16 protein-coding genes are annotated in these 15,983 nt (G+C 57.0%); 12 read left to right on the plus strand and 4 right to left on the minus strand.

What is annotated here, in order from left to right; translation table 11 throughout:
- Nucleotides 1-57: 57 nt before the first annotated feature.
- The 3 genes from msrA to I3V23_01800 form a co-directional block, all read right to left on the minus strand.
- Entirely contained in the window at nucleotides 58-558 is a 501-nt protein-coding gene (gene msrA, locus I3V23_01790) for a peptide-methionine (S)-S-oxide reductase MsrA (protein ID QPI85758.1), read from the minus strand.
- A 3-nt stretch (nucleotides 559-561) separates the two neighbouring features.
- Entirely contained in the window at nucleotides 562-1,005 is a 444-nt protein-coding gene (msrB, locus tag I3V23_01795; GenBank protein QPI85759.1) for a peptide-methionine (R)-S-oxide reductase MsrB, read from the minus strand.
- Between the two features lie 142 nt (nucleotides 1,006-1,147).
- Nucleotides 1,148-1,714, minus strand: coding sequence for a DUF882 domain-containing protein (locus tag I3V23_01800; GenBank protein QPI85760.1), 567 nt, complete (start codon nucleotides 1,712-1,714; stop codon nucleotides 1,148-1,150).
- A 474-nt stretch (nucleotides 1,715-2,188) separates the two neighbouring features.
- On the opposite strand from I3V23_01800, the gene I3V23_01805 reads away from it, so the two are divergent.
- The 4 genes from I3V23_01805 to I3V23_01820 all read left to right on the plus strand — a co-directional run bounded on the left by I3V23_01805 (nucleotide 2,189) and on the right by I3V23_01820 (nucleotide 6,497).
- Nucleotides 2,189-3,832: a L,D-transpeptidase family protein gene (locus I3V23_01805; GenBank protein QPI86636.1), complete on the plus strand. Its 1,644-nt coding sequence runs from the start codon at nucleotides 2,189-2,191 to the stop codon at nucleotides 3,830-3,832.
- Between the two features lie 66 nt (nucleotides 3,833-3,898).
- Nucleotides 3,899-4,990 (plus strand): UDP-3-O-(3-hydroxymyristoyl)glucosamine N-acyltransferase, encoded by a 1,092-nt coding sequence (locus tag I3V23_01810; GenBank protein ID QPI85761.1) that lies wholly within the window; start codon nucleotides 3,899-3,901, stop codon nucleotides 4,988-4,990.
- Nucleotides 4,991-5,022: 32 nt separating this feature from the next.
- Nucleotides 5,023-5,289, plus strand: a complete 267-nt coding sequence (locus I3V23_01815; protein QPI85762.1) for an acyl carrier protein — start codon at nucleotides 5,023-5,025, stop codon at nucleotides 5,287-5,289.
- Nucleotides 5,286-6,497 carry a beta-ketoacyl-[acyl-carrier-protein] synthase family protein gene (locus tag I3V23_01820; GenBank protein QPI85763.1) on the plus strand — a complete coding sequence of 404 codons (1,212 nt, stop codon included), beginning with the start codon at nucleotides 5,286-5,288 and terminating at the stop codon, nucleotides 6,495-6,497. The genes I3V23_01815 and I3V23_01820 overlap by 4 nt, the downstream gene beginning before the upstream one ends.
- A 22-nt stretch (nucleotides 6,498-6,519) precedes the next feature.
- Here the strand turns inward: I3V23_01820 and I3V23_01825 are convergent, their stop codons facing one another.
- The gene (locus I3V23_01825) at nucleotides 6,520-7,032 is read right to left on the minus strand and encodes an invasion associated locus B family protein (protein QPI85764.1); all 513 of its coding nucleotides are present in this window, start codon (nucleotides 7,030-7,032) and stop codon (nucleotides 6,520-6,522) included.
- 480 nt (nucleotides 7,033-7,512) lie between these two features.
- On the opposite strand from I3V23_01825, the gene I3V23_01830 reads away from it, so the two are divergent.
- The 8 genes from I3V23_01830 to lpxB all read left to right on the plus strand — a co-directional run bounded on the left by I3V23_01830 (nucleotide 7,513) and on the right by lpxB (nucleotide 15,843).
- Nucleotides 7,513-9,057: a DUF853 family protein gene (locus I3V23_01830; protein ID QPI85765.1), complete on the plus strand. Its 1,545-nt coding sequence runs from the start codon at nucleotides 7,513-7,515 to the stop codon at nucleotides 9,055-9,057.
- 152 nt (nucleotides 9,058-9,209) lie between these two features.
- Complete coding sequence (locus tag I3V23_01835) at nucleotides 9,210-11,189, plus strand: heme lyase CcmF/NrfE family subunit (protein ID QPI85766.1); 1,980 nt, start codon at nucleotides 9,210-9,212, stop codon at nucleotides 11,187-11,189.
- Nucleotides 11,189-11,662 (plus strand): cytochrome c-type biogenesis protein CcmH, encoded by a 474-nt coding sequence (locus tag I3V23_01840; protein QPI86637.1) that lies wholly within the window; start codon nucleotides 11,189-11,191, stop codon nucleotides 11,660-11,662. The genes I3V23_01835 and I3V23_01840 overlap by 1 nt, the downstream gene beginning before the upstream one ends.
- A gap of 27 nt (nucleotides 11,663-11,689) precedes the next feature.
- On the plus strand, nucleotides 11,690-12,466 hold the full coding sequence (locus I3V23_01845) for an enoyl-CoA hydratase/isomerase family protein (GenBank protein ID QPI85767.1): 777 nt from the start codon (nucleotides 11,690-11,692) through the stop codon (nucleotides 12,464-12,466).
- A 113-nt stretch (nucleotides 12,467-12,579) separates the two neighbouring features.
- On the plus strand, nucleotides 12,580-13,062 hold the full coding sequence (gene fabZ, locus I3V23_01850; GenBank protein ID QPI85768.1) for a 3-hydroxyacyl-ACP dehydratase FabZ: 483 nt from the start codon (nucleotides 12,580-12,582) through the stop codon (nucleotides 13,060-13,062).
- Nucleotides 13,062-13,862: an acyl-ACP--UDP-N-acetylglucosamine O-acyltransferase gene (gene lpxA / locus I3V23_01855; GenBank protein QPI85769.1), complete on the plus strand. Its 801-nt coding sequence runs from the start codon at nucleotides 13,062-13,064 to the stop codon at nucleotides 13,860-13,862. Before fabZ ends, lpxA begins: the two co-directional genes overlap by 1 nt.
- 11 nt (nucleotides 13,863-13,873) lie before the next feature.
- Nucleotides 13,874-14,659 carry a UDP-2,3-diacylglucosamine diphosphatase LpxI gene (gene lpxI / locus I3V23_01860; GenBank protein QPI85770.1) on the plus strand — a complete coding sequence of 262 codons (786 nt, stop codon included), beginning with the start codon at nucleotides 13,874-13,876 and terminating at the stop codon, nucleotides 14,657-14,659.
- The gene (gene lpxB / locus I3V23_01865; protein QPI85771.1) at nucleotides 14,656-15,843 is read left to right on the plus strand and encodes a lipid-A-disaccharide synthase; all 1,188 of its coding nucleotides are present in this window, start codon (nucleotides 14,656-14,658) and stop codon (nucleotides 15,841-15,843) included. Before lpxI ends, lpxB begins: the two co-directional genes overlap by 4 nt.
- Nucleotides 15,844-15,983: the final 140 nt, after the last annotated feature.

Below are 15,983 nucleotides of genomic sequence, written 5' to 3' on the forward strand. Positions count from 1 at the left end.
CAGAACGCAAAAATGGGCCAGCGATTTGGCCCATTTTTTGATCTAATCGGTTGTCATTTAGGCGCGCTTTGGCAGCACCCAATCAGGGCGCGGGAAATGACAGGTATACCCATTGGGAAGGCGCTCAAGATAATCTTGATGTTCAGGTTCTGCCTCCCAAAACGGGCCCACAGGCGCTACCTCAGTCACAACCTTTCCAGGCCAAAGCCCCGATGCGTTGACATCTGCGATAACCTCTAACGCGGTTTCGCGTTGCGCTTCATCGACATAAAAAATCGCAGACCGATAGGACATCCCAATATCATTTCCCTGACGGTTCAATGTGGTGGGATCATGAATTTGAAAGAAAAACGCCAACAGATCACGATAGGTTAGGCGCTCGGGATCAAAGAAAATTTCAATCGCCTCGGCATGGGTGCCATGGTTGCGATAGGTAGCATTTTGAACATCGCCCCCCGAATAGCCAACACGGGTTGCACACACCCCATCCATGCGGCGGATCAATTGTTGCATGCCCCAAAAGCATCCACCCGCTAAAACCGCCCGTTCTTGCGCCATTGTTCACGCCTCCAACATCATCAGATACTCGCCATACCCTTCGGCCTGCATATCTGCTTCGGGAATGAAACGTAAAGCGGCCGAATTGATACAATAGCGCAAGCCCCCGCGATCCCGTGGCCCATCGGGAAAAACATGGCCCAAATGGCTGTCGCCATATTTCGAGCGCACCTCAACGCGCACCATCCCATGGCTGAGGTCGCGCTTTTCGACCACCATTTCATCGCTGATGGGCTTTGTGAATGAGGGCCAACCACAGCCAGAATGAAATTTGTCATTAGACAAAAACAGCGGCTCGCCAGATACGATATCTACATAAATCCCGCGCGCCTCTAAATCGGTATAGGCCCCCGTAAAGGGGCGCTCGGTGCCATTTTCTTGGGTAATGTGGTATTGCTCGGGCGTCAGTGCCGCGATGGCCTGCAGCGTCTTTTGATATTTTGTCATTAGGAACGGCTCACTCCTTATGGGGTTTGAGCCATAATGTGGGGGCGGCGCGAAAATTATCCAGTGAAAATGGCAAGCCACACAAAGACGTTACGCCGAAATAAGCGCACTTTATGCCGAATTGAGGCGAATAATGGCTGACTTACCCGCCCCAACGGCGGACATCGCCGCAATCCATATGCACAAAGTTCGAGCGCGAATACCGCCCAACCCCACCTGCGGCGCAGCTTTCAGCCGCGCGCGCAATTTGACTGACATTGCGGGAGGTGAGGCGCAAATCAGCCGCCTCGCCAACCATATGGAGTGAGTTGCGAGCAACACCTGACGAGCGTTGACGCAGCATCGCGTTGGTTGCAGGCGAGCGATAGCCAGACAACAACAGATAAGGTTCGTTTGTATCCAACAGATTATGAGAGGCTGCCATGATGTCCAAGGTGCGCGGGTCAATCGCATGCACCTCATTTTGGCGCCAGTCGCGCATGAAGTAGCTGATTTCTTCAATTGCGGGGCGAATATAGTCGCCATCAATCCAGTAAATCATATCCAGCGTTTCGCCCGTGCGGCCATTATGCATGCGCAATTTGCGAAAATCGCCTGCGCCGCGCAAAATCCCAAAGGCGTTAGCAGATACAGGTGCCGCCGCGATCGTTGTCGCAGCAAATGCCCGCAATAAGCCCCGACGGCTAATCAATTTCATTCCAGTCCCCATGCTTCTGCCCTGATTACCACTACACTTGCTACGGGTGCCTCTGTCCCTGAGCTGGACGGATCCAGCGTGAATGACAGCGGGCGGTTTTTTATTCGCACGTTACGTCACGAAATGTGACACAGGTGAAATGATTGTGAAAGCATTGATTAACCTTTTGGCGGAAAGGGTCTTTCGATTCGGCGGAAATTTGCCAATCGGTGTAATGCACTGTTTTTGCGTAAAAATTCACCTGCCTCTGCGCGGGTTTGGCCTCGTGGCGGCCATCAGACCCTCGTAAAGGGTAAAAAACATCTGTTGCAACGCTGCATAGGCGTGACGCCTGAGCGATCGTGCGCCCGCGATTGAACATGGACGGCGCGCGCCTTCTTCCCCATATTTGGCATAGGGGTTCGTTTGAAAATAGGTATTATCGTGCGTGTTGAAAGAACTGGTTTTTGGGTTGAGTTGGTGACTGGCGCGGGCTTAGGCCTGATCATCGCGGGCGCTGCTGTGGCGCAAAGCCTGCCTGCCACGGTGGTTACCTCTCCGCCATCATCGGCGCAGTTCTGGCAGGATGTCGCCGCGCGCCAGGCGGTGGCGGCCCGCTTTGCAAGCCATCCTGAGGTATTCGACTTTTATGCCGCACGCGACTTTGCGCCAATTTGGACGGGCGAGGGGCCTGAATTTGAGCTGCGCCGCGCTGCGCTGCTCGCGGCCCTCGAGGCATCTGGCGATCACGGCCTGCCGCGCGCGAGTTATGACATTGCAGGTTTACGCGCGGGCTTTGCAACTGGGGCAGATATTGCAACCGAGTTGCGCGCGGCTTTGACCTATCTGGACTATGCGCAAGATATCAGCGCAGGGGTGTTAGAGCCTGCGACTTTGGCCGAAGACATTCATAAAACCACCCCGCGCCAAAGCAGTGAGGCCCTGCTGTCAGGTTTTGCATCGGCTGATAATCCATTGATATATTTGTCAAATTTGACACCGAAGCACCCGCAATATGCCCGTCTTCAGCGCGCAATGTTTGATTTGGCGCGCGTGGTTGAAGCGGGCGGATGGGGCGCGCCTGTGGTGGCGGAAAGACTGGAATTGGGCGACCAAGGGCCCGCTGTCGCGGCCTTGATCGCGCGGTTGCAAGCGATGGGATATCTCGCCGAAGAGCCCAGTTCTGCATCCGTAACCCTATCAACCGCGAATGATGCGCAAACGGCCACCGAAGCGCCTGCGCCAGCCCTGTTTGATGATAGGCTGGTCGGGGCGGTGATGCGCTTTCAAGCGGATAACGGGTTAACCCAAGATGGAATTGTTGGCGCCAATACATTGGCCGCGATCAATGTGGATGCCGAAACGCGCCTTAAAGATGTGATCTTGGCCATGGAGCGGCAACGTTGGATGAATTTTGACCGCGGTGAGCGCCATGTCTTGGTCAATATCCCTGACTTCCATGCGACTGTGGTGGATCAAGATGTCGTGACCTTCTCAACCCGTTCGGTTGTAGGGCACCCCGATCCACGCCGTCACACGCCCGAATTCTCGGACGTCATGGAATATATGGTCATTAACCCCAGTTGGACGGTGCCCCGTTCAATCACCACACGCGAATATCTGCCGCAATTGCAAGAAGACCCCACAGCGCAAAGTCAGTTGGAATTGTGGAGTGGGGGGCAAGTTGTCGATCGCGCGCAGGTGGATTTCACCCAATACACGGCGAGCACCTTCCCTTATACGTTGCGCCAAGCCCCCTCGACCAGCAATGCTTTGGGGTTGGTGAAATTCATGTTCCCCAATCCGTGGAACATTTACCTGCATGACACACCTGCAAAAAACCTCTTCGCGCGCGAAACGCGGGCCTATAGCCATGGCTGCGTGCGGCTGCAGGATCCGTTTGATTTCGCCTATCATCTTTTGGCCCCTCAAGTGGACAATCCCGAAGCCTATTTCGCGCGTATCCTTGCAACGGGTCGCGAAACAACGGTGCAGCTTGAAACGCCGATCCCCGTGCATTTGGTCTATTGGACATCCTTTGTGGATCCCGATGGGCGACTGCAGCATCGCGCCGATATTTACGGGCGCAATGCCGATTTGTGGCAGGCCCTTGAGGCGGCGGGGGTTTCCGTTGCGGCAATCTCAAGTTAAAGGCTCAAGGTAAAGGCAAAGGGTGGCCCCGTGGTTGGGCCATAGCAAGAATAAGGCGCATCCCACATGGCTGGCAGCAGCATTGAGCATATCGCCAAAGAATTGGGCGCAAAAGCCGAAGGCGCGGTTGGATTAGTCGTCTCGCGCCTGTCCGAGCCCGCCATGGCCGCCGCTGATCATCTGGCCTTGGCGATGTCAGAAAAATATTTGCCCGATTTGGCCAAAGGACAGGCCAAGGCCGCGATTGTGGCCGAGGGCACGGATTGGAAGGCGCTTGGATTAGAGGCTGCGATTTTAATCGCCCGCCCGCGCTATGCGATGGCGGGTGTCACGGCTCTCATGGATCAAGGGCCACATATTGTGGCCGGAATTCACCCCAGCGCGGTGATTGACCCAAGCGCCCAAATTGGCGCGGATGCCGCCATCGGGCCTTTCGTGGTCATCGGGGCGGGCGCCATCATTGGGCCGCGCGCCCGCATCGCCCCGCATGTCAGCATTGCCGAAGCCGCGGAAATTGGTGCCGATGCGTTGATCCATGCGGGTGTGCGCATCGCGCATCATGTGCAAATTGGGGATCGTGTGATCATTCAACCCAATGCGGTGATTGGGGGGGATGGGTTCTCTTTCGTCACCCCAGAAAAATCCCAAGTCGAAATTGCCCGCCAATCCTTGGGGAAATCAGACGCGGCGCAGACCCCGCAATCTTGGGCGCGCATTCACTCCTTGGGTCGTGTCGTCATCGGGGATGATGTCGAAATTGGCGCAGGCGCTGCGATTGACCGCGGCACAGTGGCCAATACGGAAATCGGATCAGGCACAAAGATCGATAATTTGGTTCATATCGGCCACAATTGCCGCATTGGTCGCGATTGCCTGCTCTGCGGGCAGGTCGGGTTTGCGGGATCTTGTAGCGTGGGCGATCGCGTGGTTTTGGGCGGACAGTGCGGTGTCTCCGATAATATCGAGATCGGCTCTGATGTGGTCGCCGCAGGGGCCACCAAGATTTATTCTAGCCTTCCATCGGGCAGAATGGTGATGGGCAGCCCGGCTGTCAAAATGGAGACACATATCGAGATGTATAAGGCGCTAAGGCGATTGCCGCGTCTTGCAAAAACTGTGGCGGCGCTTGAGAAGAAACTGACCAATCCGAAAGGCTAGGCCTTTGGATATGCTGATGGAGGCAAGGTTTTATGTCTGGAGATATTTCTGAGCAGATCATCAAGATCATTGCAGAACAAGCGGTGCTTGAGACAAGCGATGTCTCGCCTGAAAAAACACTCGAAGATTTGGGGGTCGACTCGTTAGGGTTGGTCGAAGCCATCTTTGCCATCGAAGAAGAATTCGACATTCAGGTGCCGTTCAACGCCAATGAGCCTGACAAAAGTGATTTTGATATCTCATCGGTTGCGGCCATTGTGGCGGCAGTCGAAAAACTCGTGGCCGAGCAGCACGGATGAGACGTGTTGTTATCACGGGGCAGGGCACAATCAATGCATTAGGGCATGATGTGCCGACCACTTTGGCGGCGATGCGCGAAGGCAAATGTGGGATAGGCCCGCTTGATTTGCGCGATGTGGATCGGCTGTCCGTCAAAATTGGGGCGCAAGTGACGGGCTATGATCCAGAGGCGCTGTTCAACCGCCAGCAAATTGCGCTCTATGACCGCTTTACGCAATTCACCTTAATCGCTGCGCATCAAGCCTTGGATCATTCTGGCCTTGTTTTTGGGGGCGAGGCGGCCACGCGGGCGGGCGTGGTTCTGGGCACGGCAGGGGGCGGTGTTAATACATGGGACGAGAATTACCGCACTGTCTATGAAGAGGGGAAAAATCGCGTTCACCCCTTTGTTGTTCCCAAGCTGATGAACAATGCCGCAGCCAGCCATGTGTCGATGGAATGGAACCTTAAGGGGCCATCCTTTTCGGTGGCCACCGCCTGCGCCTCGTCAAACCATGCGATGGGTTTGGCCTTTCAATTGATCCGCGGCGGGGCCTGTGACGTGATGGTCACGGGCGGGTCTGAGGCGATGCTCTCCTTTGGTGGGGTGAAAGCTTGGGAAGGGTTGCGGGTCATGTCCAAAGATGCCTGTCGTCCTTTTTCGGCCAACCGCAATGGGATGGTGCAGGGCGAAGGGGCCGCGGTGTTTGTGTTCGAAGAATATGATCACGCCAAACGGCGTGGCGCCGAGATTTTGGCCGAAGTGGTGGGGTTTGCCATGACATCGGACGCGGCGGATATCGTCATGCCGTCCAAACAAGGGGCAGGTCGGGCGATTTCAGGCGCGCTCAAGGATGCGCGGCTGAACCCTGAGGATATTTGCTATATCAATGCGCATGGCACGGGCACGGCGGCCAATGACAAGGTGGAATGCGCGGCTGTTGCCGATGTATTTGGCCATCACGCCGATGATCTGATGATATCCTCCACCAAATCGATGCACGGGCATTTAATCGGCGGCACAGGCGCGGTCGAGCTGTTGGCCTGTATCATGGCGCTGCGCGATGGGGTGATTGCGCCCACCATCGGCTATGAGGAGCCCGACCCTGAATGCGCCCTTGATGTTGTCCCCAATGAGGCACGAGAGGCCAAGGTTGATGCGGTTCTCTCCAACGCCTTTGCCTTTGGCGGGTTAAACGCAGTTTTGGCATTAAAAGCAGCGCCCTAAGCGGGGCGCTGCTCCTGATGGTTTATTCAGGTTGAAGGCTGGCAAAGGCTGCGGTGAACCCGTCAAAAGACAGGGTTAGGGCAACCTCTGCATCGGGCGCTGCAATTGGCACGATGGTGACAGCTGCCGCCGTGGCCCCTTCGAAGGCGTCAATATTGTCTTGCGTCAGACCAATTTGCACCACGCATCCACCGGGTTGGCAGAAATTGAACGGTAGGCGGTTTTCATCGAATTCATCGACCTTGAACCGAACACCTGGCAAAAGCAGCGTATCAAGCGGGGTTGCGATGCTGATCGCGCCCACCGTATCGCCGCCGTCAATGACATCGGCAATACTGACCTCGGCCACGTTATTGCCATCCGTATCTTGCAGCACCTGCGAAATCAGACAGGTTTGTGCCTCGCCTTCGCCGCTGCAAATTTTCGTCCATGCGCCAAAGGTTTCAGTGTCTTGCGCGATGGCCTGTGGGGCCACGCCCCCGCAAAGCGCCAGAGCCAGAACCGTGTGCAAAAGGTGACGTGAAAATCGGGTCATAATATCCTCATATGTCATATGACCCCTGCGCTAACATAGCATGGCACCATTGTCAGCGGGTGCAGCGCGATATGATCTAAATTCTTGGCCGGCGGGGCAGAATTGCCATGTTTTCCATGTGGCGCGTCCCCAACAAAAAAGAGCCTCAAAACGAGGCTCTTTTTTGATCAGTCTTTGCGACTGATTTATCGCTCCCTGTCGGACTGGCCGACTTATTGATGCGAACGCTATGTCAGGATTTTCATTCCGTCAACAGGGGTTTTTTATGAAGCTGCGATTTTTTACTGCGGGCCGATGGGGCACAAAAAAGCCGCGCCAGCAGAGATGCGTGGCGCGGCCAGTCCACAGGGAGAACAATGACGCCAACACCCAAGAGGAGGATACAAAACACACAAGCATCAGCATCACTGCAAATCATACTGGCACAAAAGCATTAAGAATGTATTGTTTGGGCAGGGTTACGAAATTTTGGGGTTACTTATGTCGGATGAGGCCATTTTTATAGGTGGCGGCGGGGCGAATTATGCCACGGCGCAGCAGTTACTTTTGAAATACGCCAATCGCCACGGGCTGATTGCGGGCGCAACGGGAACGGGAAAAACCGTCACCCTTCAAATCATGGCCGAGGCCTTTTCCGCGCAAGGCGTGCCTGTGTTTCTCTCTGATGTGAAGGGGGATCTGTCGGGTCTGGCCGAGGCGGGCAGCGCCGGGTTCAAATTGCATGATGCCTTCATGTCGCGCGCGCAGAAAATCGGTCTTGCGCCCTATGATTATCGCGCTTTTCCCGTCAGCTTTTGGGATATTTTCGGCGAAAAGGGCCATCCTATCCGTGCCACGGTGACCGAGATGGGGCCTGTCCTTCTGTCGCGTCTGTTGGAATTGACCGAGGCGCAAGAGGGGGCGTTGACCATTGCCTTTCGCCTTGCGGATGAAGAAGGAATTGATCTTCTTGATCTCAAGGATTTGCAGGCCCTGTTGGTTTTCGCGGGCGAAAATGCAGATCAATTGCAATTGCGATACGGCAACATCGCGGCCGCCTCTATCGGGGCGATCCAGCGCCGTCTATTGGTGTTAGAGGATCAGGGCGGGGCAGGTTTCTTTGGGGAACCTGCATTGGAATTGGCAGATTTAATGCGCTGCGATGCGGATGGCCGTGGGGTGATCAATATCTTAGCGGCGGATCGTCTGATGATGTCACCGCGCCTTTATGCAACCGCGCTTTTGTGGCTGTTATCAGAACTTTTTGAAACGCTGCCCGAGGTGGGGGATCCAGATAAGCCAAAATTGGTGTTTTTCTTTTATGAGGCCCATCTTCTGTTCAATGACGCGCCAAAGGCCTTGGTTGAAAAGGTCGAACAGGTCGCCCGCTTGATCCGATCAAAGGGGGTGGGGGTGTATTTCGTCACTCAAAACCCCGCCGATGTGCCCGATGAGATTCTCGGCCAACTGGGCAATCGGGTGCAGCACGCATTGCGGGCCTTTACCGCCAAAGACCAAAAAGACCTGCGTCAGGCGGCGGACACCTATCGCCCGAACCCGAATTTCGACACCGCCGAAGCCATCCGCGAGGTGGGGGTGGGGGAGGCTGTGGTGTCCTTCCTTGAGGCAAAAGGCGCACCAAGCGTGGTTGAACGCTGTTTGATCCGCCCGCCATCGTCCAAATTGGGGCCAATGAATGAGGCGGCGCGGCAGGCGATGGTGAAATCCGCGCCTCTGCAGGGCAAATATGGCCCTCCACTCGATCGTGAAAGCGCCTATGAGATCCTACAGGCCCGCGCGGCAAAGGCCGCAGCCGAGGCAGAAGCCGCCGCTGCACGCGAAGTCCAAGAGGTGGCCGAGGCAGAAGCCGCGCGCGAGTTTACCGCAGCGCGCCGTTATACTGCGGGGGGCAGCCCCAAGCCAAAAGCATCCTCGCGTGGCGATAGTGTTGGCACAGCCTTTGCCAAAAGTTTCGCCCGTCAATTGGGCACAAGGGCAGGGCGCGCCGTAATGCGCGGTGTCTTGGGGGCACTCACAGGGCGCTAAGATGTCCGTTGGTAGATCACGGCGCTGTGAGCAGGGGTGCGGCTCTTTCGCGCTAACCCCTTGGATGCGGGTGGCTTTGTCGTTACTCTTCGCCACGAAGGGACCGCAAAATCTAGATCATGCGGGTCGTGCTGTGATGAAGGAGGGCAGAGATGATCGTTGAATTTGGCCATTTTGCTTTGGTTTTGGCCTTTGCCGTGGCTGTGTTCCAAATGATTGTGCCGATGATTGGCGCACATAAAAATTGGAGCGCGTGGATGGCGGTTGCCAGCCCTGCGGCCAGCTTGCAATTCGCGCTTGTGGCGATTTCCTTTGCCGCGCTGACCTATGCCTTTGTAACCTCTGATTTCTCGCTGAATTTGGTTGTTGCCAATTCCCATACCGACAAGCCGCTGCTGTATAAAATCAGCGGTGTCTGGGGCAATCACGAAGGCTCGCTTCTTCTATGGGTTTTGATTTTGGCGCTATTTGGGGCCTCAGCCGCGTGGTTTGGTGCAAACCTGCCGCCGCGCCTGCGTGCGCGCGTCTTAGCCGTGCAATCTTCGGTGGGGGTTGCGTTTTACGCCTTTATTTTGTTCACATCGAACCCGTTTTTGCGGCTCGAATTGCCGCCCTTTAATGGCCAAGATTTGAACCCGCTTCTGCAAGATCCTGGTCTCGCCTTCCACCCGCCGTTTTTATACTTGGGGTATGTTGGCCTTAGTATGGCGTTCTCTTTTGCTGTGGCGGCCTTGATCGAAGGGCGCGTTGATGCAGCATGGGCCAGATGGGTGCGCCCATGGACATTGGCGGCATGGGTGTTCCTGACCATCGGGATCGGACTTGGGTCTTGGTGGGCCTATTACGAGCTTGGATGGGGCGGGTTCTGGTTCTGGGATCCAGTTGAAAACGCCTCTTTCATGCCGTGGTTGATTGCGGCGGCGCTGTTGCATTCGGCAATTGTGGTCGAAAAACGCGAGGCGCTGAAAAGCTGGACAATTCTCTTGGCGATTTTGGCCTTTGGTTTCTCGCTCATCGGCACATTTATCGTGCGCTCGGGCATCATCACATCGGTTCACGCCTTTTCGAATGATCCAGAGCGCGGGATGTTCATCCTGCTAATCTTGGCCGTTTTCATGGGCGGGGCCTTTACGCTCTATGCTTTCCGTGCTGGCGCGATGGAGGCTAAGGGCGTGTTCTCAACTGTGAGCCGCGAAAGCGGTTTGGTCTTGAATAACCTTTTTTTGGCGGTGTCATCGTTTGTTGTGTTCATCGGCACAATCTGGCCCTTGGTGGCAGAGATGTTCTGGGGCCGCACCGTTTCGGTAGGGCCACCTTTCTTTAATGCGGCCTTTACGCCCTTTGCCTTTGCCATTGCGGTGGCCTTGCCCATTGGGGCGGTGTTGCCGTGGAAACGCGCGCAGCTTGGCCGTGCCATGCGCCTGATGAGTGGTGTTGCCCTTTTGACCATCGCGCTTTTGGGTTTGTTTTATGCGCTTGGAACGGGGCGTTCCTTGGCGGGGTTGATTACCCTTGCGCTTGGGGTTTGGCTGGTCGCAGGGGCCGCCGTTGATCTGTGGCAGCGCACAGGGCAGGGGCGTGAGATTGCCGCGAAATTTGGCCGCCTGACCCGCCTGCCGCGCGCCGATTGGGGCAAGGCCGTGGCCCATGCAGGGCTAGGCATCACCTTTATTGGTGTGGGGGCCTTGGTGACCTATCAAATCGAAGATATCCGCGTGGCACAAATCGGCGAAGAATTCGATGTGGGCGCCTATCATTTGACAGTGCGCGATGTGCGCGAGGTGCAAGGGCCAAATTACATCTCAACCATGGCCTTTGTCGAAGTCGCCAAAGACGGGCGTATCGTGGATGTTTTGACCCCTGAAAAGCGGATATATCCCGTGGCGGGCATGCCCACCACGGAGGCAGGGATCGACAGTGGCTTTACCCGTGATGTTTATGTGGCGCTTGGCGATCCCCAGTTGGATGGGGGGTGGGCCGTGCGCACATGGATCAAACCCTTTGCAAATTGGATTTGGGGGGGCGCAATCATCATGGCGCTTGGCGGGGCGCTTAGCCTGACCGATCGGCGTTATCGTGTCGCGGCAGGGGCCGCGCGGGATCGCGCCGCTGTTGGGGTGCCTGCGGAATGATGCGGGCCTTCGCAAAAGCCGCGCTTGCCGCAGTATGGTTGATCTCAACCCCCGCGCTTGCGGTGCAGCCTGATGAGGTTTTGCCTGATCCTGCCCTCGAGGCGCGGGCGCGTGAGATTTCAGCAGATTTGCGCTGCGTGGTGTGTCGCAATGAATCGATTGACGAAAGCAACGCCACAGTCGCCCGCGATCTGCGCATTTTCGTGCGCGAGCGGATCATGATGGGCGATAGCAACGAGCAGGTCATCGCAGAAGTGGTGGATCGGTATGGTGAATATGTGCTGATGCGTCCGCCGATGTCGGGTAGCAATCTGGCGCTTTGGCTCGCGGGGCCTGCCTTGCTTTTGTTGGGCTTTGGTGTGGCCTTTGCCTTTATCCGCACGCGAGCGCGCAGCACGAACCCCACCGAAGCAGAGCTCACCCCAGAAGAGCAGGCCGCGCTTGCGCGTATTCTTGGCGACAAGCAAAGTTGAGCCTTCCAAACCTAAATTGAGGCGATCATGAACTACGAGCGGATTCTCTATGAATTGGATGATGGCATTGCGGTGATTACGCTCAATCGTCCCGATGTCTTAAATGCGCTCGACACGCAGATGCGGGCCGAATTGACCTATGCGATTGGTCAGGCGGGGGCCTCTGCGCGGGTTTTGGTGATCACGGGCGCAGGTCGCGCCTTTTGCGCGGGACAGGATCTAGGCGATGCGGGCCGTGTGGCTGATCTCAATCTTGAGCGGGTTTTGCGGGATGAATACATGCCGCTGATCTCGGCGATTGCCGATTGCCCGATCCCTGTGATTGCGGCGGTCAATGGCGTGGCGGCGGGGGCGGGTGCAAGCCTTGCCTTGATCTGTGATGTCGTCATTGCTGCCGAAAATGCGCGATTCATCCAAGCTTTTGCGCAAATCGGCCTCATGCCTGATGCGGGGGCAACTTGGGTTTTGCCCCGCCTCGTGGGGCAGGCCCGCGCCATGGGGGCAGCACTTTTTGGCGAACCTGTCACCGCGCGGGAGGCCGAAGCGATGGGGATGATTTGGCAAGCCACAAGTGAGGCCGAATTTGACGCCACATGGCGCGCCCGCGCCGCGCATTTGGCCAGTGGCCCCACACAGGCCTACAGTAAGATAAAATCTGCACTGCGCGCCTCGGCGCAACAGGGGCTTGAGGCGCAAATGCTGCAAGAAGCCGCGCATCAAGGCGCGCTCAGCCGCACGCGCGATTTCAAAGAAGGCGTTTTGGCCTTTAACGATAAGCGCAAACCCACATTTGAAGGGCGCTAAGGCCGCTTGCGCAGGCTTGCCCCAAGGGGCGCCAAAGTGCTAGGGATGCAAGGCCGCGGGGGGATGTGACCGTCCCACCCACGCAAGGCGGAATTTGATAAAGGAAGACCAAAATGACGGGCGAGACGCCGAAAGAGGCAGATATTCATCTGATCCAGCGGATTATTCCGCATCGCTATCCGTTTTTGTTGATTGACCGCGTGCGCGATATCGAAGGGTATCATTCGGCCACGGGCATCAAGAATGTCACCTTTAATGAGCCTCATTTTCAGGGTCACTTCCCATCCGCCCCCATTATGCCCGGCGTCACAATCATCGAGGCGATGGCGCAAACCGCCGCCGTGATGGTTGGGGTGGCTATGGATATGGCGGATCGCAATTTGCTTGTGTATTTCATGGGCATTGATGCCTGCAAATTCCGCCGCAAGGTTGTGCCGGGCGATGTGCTGGAGCTGAAAATCGAAACCACGCGCGGCAAGCCCGGTGGTAAGGTCTGGCGCTTTAAGGGGCAGGCCACTGTCGAGGGGGAAATGGCAGCCGAGGCTGAATTTACCGCGATGATGGATCTTGAGGGTGCCACGGGTGGGGCGGCGTAATGGCGATTGATCCTTCGGCCTCGATCCATCCATCGGCTGTCGTTGAAAGCGGGGCGAATATCGCTGCGGGCTGCCAGATTGGCCCGTTTTGCCATGTTGGCCCTGAGGTGACCTTGCATGAGGGGGTGGTGCTGAAATCCCACGCCGTGGTCACAGGATTGACCGAAATTGGCACTGAAACCGTGATTTTCCCCTTCGCGAATATCGGCGATATTCCGCAGGATTTGAAATATGCGGGTGAAAAGACGCAGCTGATTGTGGGCAAACGCAACCGCATCCGCGAAGGTGTGACCATGAATACGGGCACAGATGGCGGGGGTGGGATCACCCGTGTTGGTGATGACAACCTCTTTATGACAGGCGCGCATGTTGGCCATGACGCAATCGTGGGCAACCATGTTGTGGTGGCCAACCAATCCGCCATTGCAGGCCATTGCATCATTGAGGATGGCGTGATCATTGGCGGGCTTTCGGGCATCCACCAATTTGTGCGCATCGGGCGCGGGGCCATCATTGGCGCGGTCACGATGGTGACCAATGATGTTATTCCCCATGGCCTCGTGCAAGGCCCGCGTGGGGCCTTGGATGGTCTGAATTTGGTCGGCCTAAAACGCCGTGGCGTGGCCAAGGATGATATCACCGCATTGCGCGCCGCCTATCAGGCCTTGGCGCAAGGCGAAGGTGCATTTCAGGAACGCGCGCGCCGTCTATCAGAAGAGGCACCAAATTCCCAATATGTGCGGGATGTGGTGGATTTTGTGCTCAAAGGCTCGGATCGGTCATTCTTAACGCCGGGTTGAACGGGGGGATCATGCCAAAACGCGCAATCTTGGCAGGTGGGGGTGCCCTTCCGCAATCGCTGCTTGAGGCGGGGGACGCGATATTGGTCACCTTCCACGGCACGCCCGTGGACGCCCGCGCATCGCAGCAGATTGAGGCGCGGTTCGAGCAATTGGCCTCCCTGTTTGCGCGTCTGAAATCCGAAGGCGTGACGGAGCTGTGCCTTGCTGGTGCAATGCGCCGCCCCGTATTTGACCCCACCGCGCTTGATGCGGGCACAGCCGCGCTGATGCCACGCCTTATGGCGGCCTTGCAGCAGGGCGATGACGGGCTGTTGCGCGCCGTGATCGCGCTGTTGGAGGAGCAGGGATTCACCATTTGCGCCCCGCATGACATCCGCCCCGATCTTTTGGCGTCCGAGGGCGTGATGGTGGGCGAGGTCAGCGCGGCCTTGCAGGCCGATGCACATCGCGCTGCCGCCGTTTTGGCGGCCCTTGCACCCCAAGATGTCGGCCAAGGTGCCGTGGTGGCCAAGGGCCAAGTTCTAGCGATTGAAACCCTACCGGGCACAGATGCGATGCTGGAATTCGTGGCGCAGACCTGCCCCAATTCGGGGGGTATTCTGATGAAGCGCCCTAAGGCAGGACAGGATTTGCGCGTTGATATGCCCGGAATTGGCCCGCAGACGATTTCGATGATGCAAAAGGCGGGGCTATCTGGCTTGGTGGTGCAGGCAGGCGGCGCGCTGATCCTTGAGCGGGAAAAGGTTCTCGCCCGCGCGGCATCGGCGGGCATCACCCTATGGGCCGCGCCGTGAAACTGTTTCTCATTGCGGGCGAACCTTCGGGCGATGCGCTTGGGGCCAGCCTGATGGCGGGGCTGAAGGCCGCGCGTTCTGACATTGAATTCTCAGGCATTGGTGGCCCGTTGATGCAGGCCGAAGGGCTAAATAGCCTCTTTCCCATGTCTGATCTGTCGGTCATGGGGCTGGCCGAGGTGCTGCCGCGCCTTCGGCATTTGTTCAAGCGCCGCGATCAAGCGGCCAATGCAGTGATTGAGGGGCAGATTGACGCGCTTATCACTATAGACAGCCCCGATTTTTGCTTGCGCGTGGCAAAGCAGGTGAAGAAACGCGCTGCAAAGCTTCCTGTGATCCATTATGTCGCCCCAACTGTCTGGGCATGGCGGGCGGGGCGTGCGCGTAAAATGGCACGCTTTGTTGACCATGTGCTGGCGCTGTTCCCGTTTGAGCCGCCATTGATGCAGGCTGTGGGGATGGGCTGTGATTTTGTGGGGCATCCAGTCGCGCAGATGCCGCAAGCCGCGCCCGAGGACTGCAGCGCCTATCGCGCGGGCCTTGGTGTTGGGGCAGGGGATCCCATGCTGTTGATGTTGCCTGGTTCGCGGCGGGGCGAAATTGCGCGGCTTGGCCCCCGATTTGGGCAGGTGGCGCGCGGGTTCTTGCAGGCGCATCCACGCGCCCACATCGTTTTGCCTGCGGCCCCCGCCATTGCCGATGATGTCGCGCAGATGATGGCTGCTTGGGATCTTGGGCCAAGGGCGCACCTGCTCGACCCGCGGGCCGCGGGCGCGGACTATCCACATCAAAAATCCTGCGCTTTTGGGGCGGCGGATCTGGCGCTTGCGGCTTCGGGAACCGTGTCCTTGGAATTGGCTGCCGCAAAAACCCCGATGGTGATTGCTTATGATATGGCGCCGCTGTCACGGGTTTTGATGCGGTGGATGTTGAAAATTGACACGGTCACTTTGGTCAATTTAATCAGCGAAACCCGCCATATCCCCGAATTTTTGGGGAAGGGTTTTGAACCTGCGCCTGTTTTGACGGCGCTTGAGCGGTTGGTGAGCGATCAGACCGCGCGCAATGATCAAATCCAAGCTGCCGAAGTGAGCATGGCGCGGCTTGGGGCAGGGGATCGCGACCCAAAGGCCCGCGCGGCTGAGGCAGTTTTGCGGGTTTTGGGTAAGGAAATAGTGGGGTAAAATATAACCCCATATTTAAGCGATTGATTTTAAATAATTAATTAGAATTTGATCGCGCTAAAAAGGCTTGACCTTACCCCGTCTCTGCCGCATAAGCCTGCCATCTTTAACGGGGGTCGCACAGGCGGCCTCTTTTTTCG

This window comes from Rhodobacterales bacterium HKCCA1288, from assembly GCA_015693905.1.
In the GTDB taxonomy this organism is placed as follows: Bacteria; Pseudomonadota; Alphaproteobacteria; order Rhodobacterales; family Rhodobacteraceae; genus M30B80.

Coding starts and splice junctions, on each gene's coding strand:
- I3V23_01835 (QPI85766.1), top strand. CDS start 9,210: ATGATCGTTGAATTTGGCCATTTTGCTTTGGTTTTGGCCTTTGCCGTG.
- I3V23_01840 (QPI86637.1), top strand. CDS start 11,189: ATGCGGGCCTTCGCAAAAGCCGCGCTTGCCGCAGTATGGTTGATCTCA.
- I3V23_01800 (QPI85760.1), bottom strand. CDS start 1,714: ATGGGGACTGGAATGAAATTGATTAGCCGTCGGGGCTTATTGCGGGCA.
- msrB (QPI85759.1), bottom strand. CDS start 1,005: ATGACAAAATATCAAAAGACGCTGCAGGCCATCGCGGCACTGACGCCC.
- fabZ (QPI85768.1), top strand. CDS start 12,580: ATGACGGGCGAGACGCCGAAAGAGGCAGATATTCATCTGATCCAGCGG.
- I3V23_01820 (QPI85763.1), top strand. CDS start 5,286: ATGAGACGTGTTGTTATCACGGGGCAGGGCACAATCAATGCATTAGGG.
- lpxI (QPI85770.1), top strand. CDS start 13,874: ATGCCAAAACGCGCAATCTTGGCAGGTGGGGGTGCCCTTCCGCAATCG.
- I3V23_01815 (QPI85762.1), top strand. CDS start 5,023: ATGTCTGGAGATATTTCTGAGCAGATCATCAAGATCATTGCAGAACAA.
- lpxA (QPI85769.1), top strand. CDS start 13,062: ATGGCGATTGATCCTTCGGCCTCGATCCATCCATCGGCTGTCGTTGAA.
- I3V23_01810 (QPI85761.1), top strand. CDS start 3,899: ATGGCTGGCAGCAGCATTGAGCATATCGCCAAAGAATTGGGCGCAAAA.
- msrA (QPI85758.1), bottom strand. CDS start 558: ATGGCGCAAGAACGGGCGGTTTTAGCGGGTGGATGCTTTTGGGGCATG.
- I3V23_01845 (QPI85767.1), top strand. CDS start 11,690: ATGAACTACGAGCGGATTCTCTATGAATTGGATGATGGCATTGCGGTG.
- I3V23_01830 (QPI85765.1), top strand. CDS start 7,513: ATGTCGGATGAGGCCATTTTTATAGGTGGCGGCGGGGCGAATTATGCC.
- I3V23_01825 (QPI85764.1), bottom strand. CDS start 7,032: ATGACCCGATTTTCACGTCACCTTTTGCACACGGTTCTGGCTCTGGCG.